We start from the raw sequence: 13040 nt of genomic DNA on the forward strand, positions 1-13040 counted from the left end.
TTATTCTCTCCCGGCGCGGTGGCTTTAGTTCTTCTCAAAGCCACCGTTCTCATCTTTATTTAGTCTAAAGTACAGTTATAACCAGCCCATTAAAACTATTCACCTTCAACTAAATACTGACCTCAAGAGTGTTGTCCAAGTTTTATGGTGGGTCGAGCAGTTAGAGTATCTACCTATTCCCGAAGCAGTTTTGCAGCAGTGCAAACTTGCTACGATAGAAGGGTTTACAAATGCTGTTCGCCACGCTCATAAAAATCTGCCCTTGGCAACTCCGATCAACCTTGAAATAACCGTATTTAACGAACGCCTAGAAGTCAAAATTTGGGATATGGGAGAGCCTTTTGACCTCCAAGCTAAGTTAATTGAAGAATTACCGGTTATTTGGAGCGAGCTGGGATTTATGCTTGACTAAAGCTGTTCTGTAATTCCCAGCTTTAAATTGACAACAAAAAGAAACTTTTTTGTTATGAATACTGATACTACTCCCAAGATTCTCGTGGTGGATGATGACGCTTCCATCCGCACTCTAGTTCATCGTTTTTTAACTCATAAATATCAAGTAGATTCGGCAGCAGATGGCGAGACGGCTTTAGAATTGTTTGAGAAATTAAAGCCACTGCTAGTAGTTCTCGACTGGAATTTGCCCGATACTACAGGCTATCACCTCTGCCAGGAAATGCAGCGCCGTACTAATGTTTTTGTGATCATGCTCAGCAGCCGCACAGACGAAGCTGATAAACTTAAAGTCCTGTCCGCCGGTGCTGATGATTATATCTGTAAACCCTTTGGTTTGGCAGAGTTGGCAATTCGTATAGAAGTTGTGTTGAGACGGATGAGACCTGTGACTCCATCACGTATTGTATTCGATCAATTCGCGATCGATTCAGCGCGCCGGGAAGCAACACTCAACGATCGCATTATCAAGTTAACAGCCTTGGAATTTAATATCCTGTATTTTTTGGCAAGTCATTCTGGTCAATCTTGGAGTCGCCAACAGCTAATTGAAAAAATTTGGGGGTGGAACTGCCACGACACAGGAGAAAAGCAACTTGTTAGCGTACATATCGGTCAGATTCGCAAGAAAATGATTGAAGTTGATGCTACTGGATCGCAGTTTATTAAAACTATTCGGGGTTATGGTTACAGGTTTGAGCCGCCTTCGCCCACTGCAATGGCTATTTAGTAAGCTCATCGGCATTAACCACCTTATTTGGTGAAAAACCTATTTTCCCACGTGCCGTCGGGCAGCCAGATGCCTCCTAGGGAACGAACGCGATCGGGTAACATGAAGTAAGACCAAGCCGTGCCTAAAGGTTTGAGGTGTCGATCGAAGATTTCGATTTCCTGTCGCTGATATTCGTTGTGTGTCGGTTCCCGCAGCGGATGATAATCTTCAAGTTGGTCTAAATCGTCCAAAATAGCCGAGGAAGCGAAACAGAGGAGAAAACCGCAGACTGTGCCATCTCCGGCCATCATCGCAGGATAGCCGATCGGCAGCGCAAAAAGTTGACCGCGGGCGATCGCGGGGCAAGCATCCACAACTTTTCCTTCGCAGTAGCGAAGGTAGTTGCACTCCCCCGGTTTGAGAGTGCCGTAGACAAAGACTTTCATCGGGTAGGGCCTAACCGCTAGTTTTTGCTAACATAGATGGCTAAGCTAATAGTTTAAGTCTCGCGGGCGATCGCGACTGCAATCTTGATAAATTTCGTTGTTTACCCTTTCTTATAATTCATGACTCTAGCAGTTAGTTTTATTAATTTTGGACTTCGGCCTTTGTACTTGAGCTCTTTTTTGCCGTCCCTGCCCCTGGACAGCTTGTTTTCGACTCAAGGGATTATGGTGATGCTGCTGGCTGCCTATGCGGGGGCGATGTGGATGTTTCTCACCAGTGCTCCGAAGGTACACACGGTGATGGTATCGGATCTCGGACAAGCGAGGGAGTTCTATGAAGGTATGCTAAACTTGCCCGTAGCAGAAGTGCCGCTGCACTACTACTACAATTACGAGCAAACTTTGGGCACAACTGGTATCGATCCGCTGTATTTGTCGCCGAATGTCGGGAGGGCAACGACCTCTCAAACAATGGGGAGTCCGGATGGTTTGTGGTATCAGTTGATGAAAAATACCCAACTGCACATTATTAGCGGGGCCGGTGTAGGGGAAAAAAATCGCCAGCGTCACGTTTGTTTCGATCGCGATTGTTTGGATCAGCTATTGATGAGGGTACAAACTCGCGGCATTAGTTATAAAATTCGCCGGGAAAAGCCTCTGAATTTTTTGGTCAAGGATTACGATGGTCGCGTCATTGAAATGGCTGAGGTTAGTAATTAAGCTGACAGGCAAAAAATTTTAGATATAGAAATCCGGTTTCTCCCAGAAAGCGGGTTTCTAAAGTTACGAGTTTGCCAGTCATTGTTGCTATGACTTCTTCGTCTCCGTTACAACTTAACTAAATCTTTAATTTCTCCCAAACATTGTTTAAAACCGAGAACTTGATTCAAGAGGTAAAGCAGATGGGACAGACAAAATTAGTCGATCAGTTTAATCAAGATGGATATGTTAAGCTCCGGGGTTTTTTTTCCGAAGCCGAGATGAGAATACTGATCGAGGATATTAAAGAAGCCGATCCGAAGCACATTGACAATAATCTGAATAAAGGAAGCTTAACTTTTCACAGTCAGCTATTCCAATACAGTGAAAAGATCCAAAACTTCATCTCTCAACCCCGACTTGTGGAACTGCTTGCACAATTCATTGGTTCAAATTTCTGGGTGCGGTGGGATCAGGCAGTAGCCAAAGGACCAGGAGCAGAAACCTTTCCTTGGCATCAGGACAATGGCTATAGCAACCTTAAGGATAATCACTATCAACTGTGGATTGCACTTACCCGAATGACCCCCGAAAATGGTGGGCTGTGGTTACAACCGGGCAGTCACAAAAAACGGCTGCCGCACAAAGTTGAAGGTAACTATGCTGTGTATGATGGAACTCCTGACAGTCCACTCTTCATTGAAGCAGAAGCGGGGGATATTGTTTTGTTTTCCTCGCTGACACTTCACAGTACCACACCTAATGTTTCGCAGGAAACCCGCTGGGCTTACGTGATTGAGTACATGTCCCTCAATCACGTCGATCCTTCTATCAAACCACCCTATTTTGTGGTTGCCCGTAACGGTAAACCCCAGCCAGAGTTTGTTAATCTTCATACAGGTTTCCTGAACCCCTGGAATCATTTGAAATACGTTGGTTATCGCTGGAATCTCAAGCAAATGTGGCCAAGCAGGCTGAAACTACTTCTAAAGAGAGCAGAGTTGGTAGGAAAGAAGTAATACCAATTCTTACTGTACCCTCACTAGGTGAAGCCCGAACGTACTTCGTAAGTCATTCGTACTTCACCTAGAACCCTAGAAGCATTAGGTTGATTTAACCGGATTTGATATCACTTAGTTATTACTTCAACGCCCGATCGCTCTAATTCTATATCTGTCAAAGAGACTGCTTTCCGGCTGAAAATTTGGAAGTAGAGAGAAACAAAAAACTCTTTGACTGGAAAAACTATAAAAGTCAAAGGATTAATTGTCACGATGATATTGCGGGCATCGGCTTGAGCTTGTTTGACAATTTGCTGCGCTACCCAGTCGGGAGACATAATGCCGATCGGGTTTAAGTTGCTTTTAAACGGCCCTAAAATCAGTTTGCGAACGATGCAGGGTGCGTCCAGCCGCCGCAGGGTGACTAAATCTCCCAGGGCGCGCTTGCTGAGTTCGTACAGGGGACTGACAGCGGGAATTACTTCTGCTTCGGAAGTGTTGATCCAGACTTCTTTGCAAGCGATGTTTTCGTTAGTACGGACTGTTAAGAAAAAGAGTTCCATCAGCCGCCACGCGGAAAAAGTGTTAATTTCGTAGGAGTTTGCGATCGCCTCTCCTGTTCTTTCTCGCTGTACGTTAATCCCGTGATTAATGACGAGAATATCGATTTTTTCTAACAATAGGGCTAAGTCTGCCTCTTGACCAGCTTGCCAAGTTACAGTTTTTACAGGTAAATTTTCGCCGTCTAAATTGAAAGTAATTTCCTCATTTCCAGAGGAGAGGGCGATCACTTTTGCGCCAGCTTTGTGCAGGTGTTTGAGAAGCAAACGTCCTAAAGTTCCAGATGCACCGGTGACGGCTACAGTTTTGCCTTTGAGAGAAAGTGCTGTACCCATAAGTTTATCTATTAAGGTGAAAGTACCGCAATAGTAAGCATTTTGATTGTCGAAGTGATGCCGCCAGTGATAAGGTTTATTAACTAACCACTTGCCAGGGGGAGTCAGGAAGTCTCCGGGTTGGTGGGTGATGTCGGTTAATTCGTCTGCACCTTTGATGCCACACGCGCGGGCGATCGCGCTCAACAAAAAGCCTAAAGTATAAATACAACCCGCTGCTGCGCCCCAGTGATATTCCGGTAGCCCAAAATAAGCTACAACCCACAGCAACAAGCCCAAAACCATCATCGCCGCAGCTTCGGGCACGTCGTGACGCCAGTGTGCTTGCTTGTAAATTGTCTCGCTGACGGGGGTTAAATTCGGGCGGAAAACGCGGTGATGCCAAGTGTGCAGCTTTTGCAGGGGTGCCCAATAATGGGACACGACGTGATAAAAGTCTCGTATTATTTCTGCCCAGCAGACAGAAGCTATTGCCACAGCGCCGACTATCCAGTAATTTACCATGCTCGCATTAGTTTGAAATTTGAGATATTAGAGATTGTCTGTTTTGAAAGATAACTCAAAATGGCTTTTATTGCTAGTCTGGAAGTTGACTCAGGCGTTTTAAAATCTGCAAAACGCGGTACAATTCATTGCCGGGATTGGAAATAACAAATTCAGCCGATCGCGCATACTGGGGAGTTTCGCCTCTAACTAACTTGACAAAATTGAAGTTAGCACCTGTGGAAATCATGCCAAAAGTAGGATTTTCTGGGTTCGGATATGCCAGCATATATGTCAGTAGTTGTGGGAGTGCTTCGTCAGTTGAAAACGAAAGTTGTTTGGATTCTATTACTGTCACCCACAAGTTTGCTTTCATAATTAAAATATCTATTCTGCCTTCAATGATTCTGCCTTCGTCTTCCTCTTGAATGAATATCGACTTTTCGGCTTTTACTTGAAAAGGAGACTCATACAGACCGGCAATAAACAAAATGGGGCTGATGATTGTTAGCTTGACTGCGTTTTCCAATACAGGCGGGTTGTCTACCAAGTTGAAGTATATGTCTTGGACGCGATCGAGCAATTGTTTTTCTGAGTCTGTTACTTCAGGTAAGTTTTCTTGCCATTCTGTGAAAAATTCGCTGTTGCGAAGTCGCTGCAAGCCGAAGTTATCGATTAGATAGCGGAGGTTGATATCTCTTGCTTGTAGTTTTTGCATGAGGATTAATATATGTTTTTATGGTTATTAATAAGTTTAGCATAATTGGGATTTTAACCGCAGATGAACGCAAATGAACGCAGATGAAATTATGAGTAAGTTAATTGTGCTGAGATGTCTGTTCATCGGGATTTGCGAACACAATTCGCTGTAAATTATTTTATTTTGGGGCCAATATACCCAATGATTATCTTTCCGGGCCCTAATTCTGTGCAGAAATGGAGTCGCCAAGCTCCCGGTGTCATGCGGACGTGCCAACTGAAAATACGCTTTTTCCCGTCAAGACACTCAATATTTAGTTGCTCTTTAAACTCCTTAAGCCTTGACTCGCTCTCTGGAGATACCTTGCTAGGAAGATTATCCAAATCCAGCGCTCCGTCTGTCCAATTTTTGGATAATTCATCAAGCTCAAATAACTTTCTGACAACTTGTCGTAACATTTTCGGATCGACAAGGCTTTCTATCTGTTGGCTAACCCGATCGCAAAATTCCAGGCTGGAGAATAACTCAGCTCGACGTTTCCAAAGCTCCAAACCGTCAACCACCGCTGTTTGCTGACGTTTCTTAATCCAATCAGCGTGTTCGAGAACGTGGTTTTTCTGACTAGCATGAAGAACCTCTACACTTTCTTCTATCAGCTCCCCATTGTCGTCAATTTGTATTAGTTCTAAATTGAGGCGACTGCTATTCCACAATGACTCTGAATTCAGACTAATTGCCAATGTTTCAAGGTAATAAGAAACTTTAAATCCTTCGGCTTGAATACCCTGTAAACTCAACTCACAATCTGGAGCTTCTACTTTTATTTTAATACTTACATCAGAAATATCAACAGATAAAGGAGTTTTAGTTGCAAGCGTTTTCAGAAAAGTCCGCTCGTCTTTATTAACTTCAGGATCGTTACGCCAACAAGAAAGAGGATAGCTTTCAGCAAGAATCATAGCATGAAAATCCGCTTGAATGCGAATTCCCTTCAGCCCACACCCTTTAGCTGCAACCATTGTCCTAATCAATTCTGACATCCATTGTCGTGCCGTAAAAATATCAGGAGCAAGAGTTCGTGCAGACAGTTCATTAAACACCATCTCCAAATCCATCGCTTATTCTCCTTCCACCGCAGGTTCCAACAAAATCTCCAAGCTGTTGTCCCACTCATCAAAAAAACCCTTCGGCCATCGATCAATTCGTCCGTTGCGATCGATTTTTGGCGATATTACCTCAGTCACAGCTTGTCCTTCTTTATTTTGACGCTGGAAGTAGTGCAACTGAACATTTTTCGGGTCAATTTTGCCCCCGTGAACCGCAAGGCGAATCCCATTTAAGACATGATCGCTGTGAGTTTCTATCACAACTTGAACGCCACCGCTAGCTGCCAAAGCTAATAATTGACCCATTTTAACTTGTCCTTTGGGATGGAGATGCGCTTCAGGATTTTCAATTAAAATGATTGTACCAGGTGTTGATGCAAGTGCCGCTACAATAATCGGTAAAGTGTAGCTAATTCCAAATCCCACATTAGTTGCACGGTAAGGATTGCTATCTCCATAGGAATATTGAAAACTCATCAAATCGACATCGGATTTGGCGTCTATTTTGAGGCGCGTACCCGGACTAATTTCTCCCATCCACGCCTCAACTTGGTCGATTAAATCCATTGATTTTGCACTAGATTGCTCTTTTTCTCTTTGAGTCTTTAATTTTACCTCTGGATGACTGAGACTGCTATTGGGAATAACTTTCCGTCCATTAATAGCCAGAAAATGAGCCGCATATTCACCTTTGATACCCAATTGACCGAGCTGTCGTACTTGGTAATCTGACATTTCATTAAATGGTCGCGGTCCGATCCGTTCTGCCTGAAGGTAATGAAACTTATTGCCAAAAAGATTCGATTTATACACTTCCGAATTAACTGGTTCCACCCTGTTCAACACATCTACCTCTTGGTCATATTGGAAACGCCATCGCCCTTCGCTGTTGTTTTCCCAAACAATGTCAAAACCAATGAAGTCCTCTTTTGCTCCCTCAAAAAGTGCGTCACTAGCAGTACCCACATTCACTAAATCGCCATTAAGGGCCAACCCTTTTCCTGGCAGTAAACCCTGTTGGTAAGATTGTCGCAGCAGCAGGAACGATTGCATAACAGAAGATTTGCCAGTGCTGTTTAATCCGGAAAATAACGTGAGTTTTTTGAATTCCAATAACTGATTTGCAAAAGGTTTGAAGTTGACCAAGCGCAGCGAAGTAATCATGCCAGAACCTCCTGAATTATTTTTTCAATTATCCTAAATCTGTACTCGATTTTTTCCGCTGCCTGAGAGATAGAAGCCAGAAACTCTCGATCGCTATCTACATATTTTCTAAATTTTTCAATCAATTGCTCCCTGTGCTGCTTCAATATATTAAGTTGCTCGTCGCTAAGTAAACTGAGATTAACAGACCAAACTTCAAACAAGGCTTTATTTATTGGAAACATTTTTGTTTGGTGTTGGGAGATTTTACGAAAGGCATTTTTCCCAAAAATTTGCCAGGCGGCAATCATAGCTTTTGTGAAATTATTTTCTATTACTTGTAATTCCTGTTCAGACATATTATTAACCTTAGATAATGCTTTACTTAAAAATAGATTTCTCTTTTCAGATTGAGAATTTTTATAAGATGTAAGTGTAAAGGCTAAAAAACCCAGTATAAATTCCCGATCGTCCATCCGCATTTTACGCAACTTACTCAGCTTAGTAACTTGCTGGAATTCATTAGATGTAGCAAGTTGAGCTAAAAACTTTGTTGCCTTACCGGGGTTGAGAGCATGGCGGAGCTCTTGGGGAGTCATTGGCAATCCCCCTGTATTAATCCGTTTAAAAATGTTATATTTAACTTCCGGAGGTGTACCTTTTTCTATCAAATAAACTGTAACCGGAGTTTCCTCTATTCGACGCTGGTATCTGCGTTCAATTTCATCATAAGTTTTACCTTCTAAATTGGTTAAATATTCTAGTCCGCATAACCTAAGTGTTTTATCGCTCATAAATTGCTTGAGAGCAGATAGCCGCTGCAATCCATCCACAACTAACCATTTATCTTCATCAGTTGCATCTATATAAAAAGCTGGTAAGGGAATCCGAATCAGGATCGACTCAATCAGTCTACTTTTAGCGTCATCTTTCCAGATGTTTGCATGGCGCTGAAAGTCCGGTGCTAAATCGAGAGCTTCCTCATTGATTCTTCTTAGGAGTAGCTCGATGGTTGGTTCTTGGCTGAAAATATTAATTTGATCGGGATCGTATATCAGTTTGTCTGTTTCATAGGCTTCAGCATCGTTATCTTCTTCCTCTGGCATTAAATTTAGTTCATCAAGCGTCGTATCTTCGTTAGATACTTGGTTGTAGGCTTCAGGCTGAGCTACCATAGGAAATACTCCTTTGTACTAACATTTATTCCGATTCGGTATTGTCCTATTAAAACTTGGATGACATCGTAGCAGATAAGAACATTCTCAAATATTATCGCACAAATTCTCTCTTGTAGAGACGCCACGAACCGCATCTCTACAAATAATTTCCTTACAATCGGCAAGTTTGCCGTGCCCTTTCATCCTCCGGTTCTTGCCACCCAAAAGCAAAATGACTTACCGCATTAATTTGCGGCGTCGCCGAGCGAATTGCTCGCATTTGAATCTCCAAAGACGGCCGATTTTTCAGAGGTTTTCCCCAATCTCCAGCAATGGCAGGAATAATTTTTGCTCCCGGAGGCGCTAAACTTACTGTCCGCTGCACCTGTGGCACAATGCAGCTTACATCCCCGCAATTTCCGTAAGACATGGCGTGGAATTCTATAGCAGCCGGAAAGGTGTCCCAAGGCTGCAATCTCGAATCATATCCCCCTTGATTTATCGCTTGATTTGCAGTAGGAAAAAACACTGCTCCTACAGGAATTCCCATCCTTTGAGCAGGTTGAATTGCTATTCCCAAAAAATCTAAAATCCCTTGGACTGCGTGAGCAACGCTCAGTTTCCACAGGTCTTTTTGCAGAATGCCGGTATCGGGAAGCCGCGGTGTCGGTGTCGGTTTTGGTGTGGGAGTTGTAGGGTTTGGCTTGTTAGCGGCGGGAGTTGTTGAGGCCGATCTTGATGCGGGATTCTGGCTTCTAGTAGCTGTAGTTGCTACTGACATCGCCTGCGGAATTCGGCCCTGCCAAAGAGGTTCTCGCTCAGTTGGATACTGTTTGACTACTGCTTGAACGTCATTAGAATTGATAAATCCTTTAGTCAAATACCGCTGAATTAAATCTCGGCCTTGCTGATTGCTAGCCCGCTGCAAAAGAACTTGCTGCGATGCTGGGCCGTAAATCCACAAGTCTTGAACTTTGGTAGCAACTGAAGCGGGTCCGATGCCCCTTAGATAGCGAATGTAGTCGAATAACATTCCTTGCGGCTTGCGCTTGACTATTTGATTTACTAACAAAGTATAGTCTTGCCGTGCTTGTGGGTTGTAGGGATCGATAAAGGCTTGATTGCCCGGAACTTCTCCGAAGTCCTCGTTAATTGCTGCCTCTTCACTTACTGTTAAACTTGTCTGATTTTTACCGTTGATAGCGAGGGTTTGCTGTCTGTCTGGACGCTGAGAATAGCTATAGCCAAAGTTCATGGTAAATAACCAGGCGTATACTTTTAAACCTCGCTGTTTGCCTTTGGCGATCGCCTTTTCTAACAAGTCGTATTTCTCGTAACCGCGATTTCTCACAACAGAAGGCCAAGCCGTAGGATTGTCGGCTGCTGGGAGAAGCACTTGACCATCGTAAAACACTTCGACATAGACTTGGTTGTAGCCTTTATTCACAACTTTGTCTAATACCCGATCGAGTTCTCCGGGTCTGACATCGCAGGGATACAAACGCAGCCAAACTGCTTGGGTTTCGGGCCAAGTTTTTTTACGGCATTCTGCTATTTCCCGCGCGTGTTTGTTCAAAACAGCAAAATATGCTTGCTGAGATTCCGGTTTTCCCGACAGCGCGGCGCGGCGCAAGTCTTCTTTTTGATTGACCTGTTCTGGGGATAATTGGCAATAGGCTAATGTTTGGGCAAAAGCTGGTTGATTTCCGATAAACGGCCAAACAAGCTGGCTGATGAAGCTACTGGTTAAAACAGCAGTTACCGCACTTAAAAAGCGTCGCTGGTGTTGAAAATTCGCGATGCGAGTTGGTGCAATTTTCATGGGAGAATTGAATGGGGTTTTCTAGTTTAAATTGGGTGGCGATCGCATTTTTGCGATCGCGCTCAACAAGCAGCTACAAATTTTCTACTTTTTTCGGTTGACTTAGTTATGGCACAAGTCGATCGCACAATGCAAATTCTATCTGGTGGCTATTTAAATCCAATAAGGGCGATCGGGTAAGACAAGACTCCGCGATTAAACCCTTTTGCAGTATTTTTTCCCTAAATGCTGCATAAAAAAGCGCCTGGATACAGTGGGCGCTAAAAGCAGTTGATATTTCTACTAAAAATTGTTAACACTCAAATATCAAGGATGCAAGATGAATTATTAAAATTTATCCTCAATCCTAAATTTTGAGATTAAGCTCCTCTGTTAAGAGCAGCTTCAATCTGCTGAAATTCTGACTCAAGACGCTTTTTCAATTTTTCAGGAACAGGACGGTTTGGATAGGAACTGTAATGTCCGGCCAAAGAGTTTAATGCCGTCCGCATTGTCGTGAAAGAGGCCAGCTTGGTAAGAGCGGGATCGCGGCGGTATTCAGCAAAAAAATCGTTGATACTTGTGCGAGCCTTGGCTTGAGCGGCTGATTTTTCCGGCGTACCCTCTGGCAAAGTGAGCGCTGTTCTCAAGCTCTTCACTAATGCTAATGTGTCTTGGCCATAATCTCCACTCAGAGTGGCGGGAACATTGGTACAGCCCGCTACGCCGATGACAACAACTAATACTAGGGCTAACAGACGGGAAATGTAATGCTTCATAAGGTTTAGAAAAATGGAAGCGAAAGCGGCAATCAAAATTAACCTTTATCCTATCTTGAATTGAGCTAATAGTGCCAATTTCTCAACTTTTTTTCAGCTTTACCATGAAACATAAAATTTGTCAATCTAAAATCTAAAATCTAAAATCTAAAATCGATTGATTTGTCCAGCAACGACGGAGAGAATTTGGGTTTGTCGCAGCCACTGAGCATCAAAAGCGCCTAAGTGAGTTGTAGTAATCAGAGTTTGAAATCGTTCTTGAATTGTTTCTAAAAGTTGATTTTGGCGGCTCAGATCGAGTTCTGCAAGTACGTCGTCGAGCAACAGTAAAGGCGCTTCGCCGACGACTTCTTCAATAAGCTGCAATTCGGCTAATTTTAATGCTAATACCAGAGTTCGCTGCTGACCTTGGGATGCGTATTGACGAGCTGGGGTATTGTTAATTGTAAATGTAATGTCGTCGCGGTGGGGGCCGACTAAAGTGGTTCCTTGAAACTGTTCTGCGATCGCCCTTTTTTGAATTTTCTCTAAAAACGCTTGCCGCACTCCTTCGAGATTATCTTTAGCGATAAATTCTGAACTTACTTCAATATTAGCATCGTATTTTACATCTAAAACTTCTGCGGAACCGCTAATGGAACGGTGCCAATTTCGAGCTAAAGGCATCAAACGCTCCAAAATTCGATCGCGCCTGCGGATGACGCGAGCACCCGCTGTCGCCAACTGCGCGTCCCACAAAGCTAATTCCGAACTGGGAATGGGGAATTGGGAGTTGGGGATTGGGAATGGGGCATTGGGCATTGGGCATTCTGCGATATTTTGGTCTTCGGGAGTTTCAGATCCGATAAATCGCATTTTGTCAAAACTGTCGGAAAATTCCGTTTTCCTGATTTCTTTAGAACGTTTCAACAGAGCGTTTCTCTGGCGCAAAATTTGGTTGTACTGCTGCAAAATGTGAGCGTAAATCGGTTCTAATTGGATGACTAGGCGATCGATCCAATTGCGCCTTCCTTCGGGTCCACCGCGCACTAAGTCCAAATCCAAACAAGAAAATTGCACTACATTCAAGACGCTCAAAAAGTCTAAATGGCGGCGCAGCGGTTCACCGTTGAGCTTCAGTGTTCGACGCGCCCCAGAGCGAAGAGTTAAAGCTAAGTCGATCGCTCCGGTTTGACGTTCGAGTGTAGCATCAATTTGCCCGATCGGCTTTGAGTCGAGTATTAAATCGCGATCGCGTCCTACCCGGTGGCTTTTTAATGTCGAAAGCAACTCTACCGCTTCTAACAAGTTAGATTTTCCTTGAGCGTTATTTCCTACTAAAATGGTTTTGGGAGCGTCAAAGGCTACCTTTTGATCGAAGTAGTTCCGAAACTGCCGTAGGTGCAGCGTTTTCAAATACATAATATTAGTAAGTGGTAATCGATAATTGGTAATCGGTAGTTGGTAATTGGTAATACAGTAATCGTAGGGCGCAGCTTACGGGTTGTAAACGCGAGCCTTTGCTATGGCTATTTTCGCCTAGCGTAACGCTCGCAATGACATTATAACGAAGTAATAAATGTTTAATCGTGACACAATCTATTTAGTCTTCATAGCGATGATTTTAGCTGTGAGCCAGGGGTTGAAACCCCTGGCTGATCTTCTTGAAAATAGCGCCCAATGCG

At 43.6% G+C, this 13040-nt stretch carries 13 protein-coding genes; 4 read left to right on the forward strand and 9 right to left on the reverse strand.

The annotated features are described in order from the left end of the window. The first annotated feature begins 97 nt into the window (after nucleotides 1-97). Nucleotides 98-412, forward strand: a complete 315-nt coding sequence (locus Q5691_RS01090; protein ID WP_333343803.1) for an ATP-binding protein — start codon at nucleotides 98-100, stop codon at nucleotides 410-412. Between the two features lie 54 nt (nucleotides 413-466). After that, entirely contained in the window at nucleotides 467-1183 is a 717-nt protein-coding gene (locus tag Q5691_RS01095; protein ID WP_333214752.1) for a response regulator transcription factor, read from the forward strand. 23 nt (nucleotides 1184-1206) lie between these two features. Here the strand turns inward: Q5691_RS01095 and Q5691_RS01100 are convergent, their stop codons facing one another. Beyond that, a complete protein-coding gene (locus Q5691_RS01100; RefSeq protein ID WP_333214754.1) occupies nucleotides 1207-1611 on the reverse strand; it encodes a gamma-glutamylcyclotransferase in 405 nt (134 codons plus the stop codon). A gap of 120 nt (nucleotides 1612-1731) precedes the next feature. On the opposite strand from Q5691_RS01100, the gene Q5691_RS01105 reads away from it, so the two are divergent. After that, the gene (locus tag Q5691_RS01105; protein WP_333343761.1) at nucleotides 1732-2331 is read left to right on the forward strand and encodes a glyoxalase-like domain protein; all 600 of its coding nucleotides are present in this window, start codon (nucleotides 1732-1734) and stop codon (nucleotides 2329-2331) included. 182 nt (nucleotides 2332-2513) lie between these two features. Further along, nucleotides 2514-3329: a phytanoyl-CoA dioxygenase family protein gene (locus tag Q5691_RS01110; RefSeq protein WP_333343762.1), complete on the forward strand. Its 816-nt coding sequence runs from the start codon at nucleotides 2514-2516 to the stop codon at nucleotides 3327-3329. A gap of 110 nt (nucleotides 3330-3439) precedes the next feature. Here the strand turns inward: Q5691_RS01110 and Q5691_RS01115 are convergent, their stop codons facing one another. The 8 genes from Q5691_RS01115 to Q5691_RS01150 all read right to left on the reverse strand — a co-directional run bounded on the left by Q5691_RS01115 (nucleotide 3440) and on the right by Q5691_RS01150 (nucleotide 12777). Beyond that, a complete protein-coding gene (locus Q5691_RS01115) occupies nucleotides 3440-4711 on the reverse strand; it encodes a bifunctional sterol desaturase/short chain dehydrogenase (RefSeq protein ID WP_333343763.1) in 1272 nt (423 codons plus the stop codon). Between the two features lie 73 nt (nucleotides 4712-4784). Beyond that, complete coding sequence (locus Q5691_RS01120) at nucleotides 4785-5408, reverse strand: restriction endonuclease subunit R (RefSeq protein WP_333214761.1); 624 nt, start codon at nucleotides 5406-5408, stop codon at nucleotides 4785-4787. Nucleotides 5409-5563: 155 nt separating this feature from the next. Further along, the gene (locus Q5691_RS01125) at nucleotides 5564-6505 is read right to left on the reverse strand and encodes a hypothetical protein (RefSeq protein WP_333214763.1); all 942 of its coding nucleotides are present in this window, start codon (nucleotides 6503-6505) and stop codon (nucleotides 5564-5566) included. Between the two features lie 3 nt (nucleotides 6506-6508). Further along, the gene (locus Q5691_RS01130) at nucleotides 6509-7660 is read right to left on the reverse strand and encodes a DUF3696 domain-containing protein (protein WP_333343764.1); all 1152 of its coding nucleotides are present in this window, start codon (nucleotides 7658-7660) and stop codon (nucleotides 6509-6511) included. After that, a complete protein-coding gene (locus Q5691_RS01135; protein WP_333214767.1) occupies nucleotides 7657-8814 on the reverse strand; it encodes a DUF262 domain-containing protein in 1158 nt (385 codons plus the stop codon). The genes Q5691_RS01130 and Q5691_RS01135 overlap by 4 nt, the downstream gene beginning before the upstream one ends. Before the next feature lie 154 nt (nucleotides 8815-8968). After that, nucleotides 8969-10618: a family 10 glycosylhydrolase gene (locus Q5691_RS01140; protein ID WP_333214769.1), complete on the reverse strand. Its 1650-nt coding sequence runs from the start codon at nucleotides 10616-10618 to the stop codon at nucleotides 8969-8971. A 359-nt stretch (nucleotides 10619-10977) separates the two neighbouring features. Continuing rightward, nucleotides 10978-11376, reverse strand: a complete 399-nt coding sequence (psb27, locus tag Q5691_RS01145) for a photosystem II protein Psb27 (protein WP_333214771.1) — start codon at nucleotides 11374-11376, stop codon at nucleotides 10978-10980. Nucleotides 11377-11523: 147 nt separating this feature from the next. Continuing rightward, nucleotides 11524-12777: a DNA replication/repair protein RecF gene (locus Q5691_RS01150; RefSeq protein ID WP_333214773.1), complete on the reverse strand. Its 1254-nt coding sequence runs from the start codon at nucleotides 12775-12777 to the stop codon at nucleotides 11524-11526. Nucleotides 12778-13040 lie beyond the last annotated feature (263 nt).

Origin of the sequence: Microcoleus sp. w1-18aA5 (assembly GCF_036701705.1) — a bacterium.
Classification (GTDB): Bacteria; Cyanobacteriota; Cyanobacteriia; order Cyanobacteriales; family Microcoleaceae; genus Microcoleus.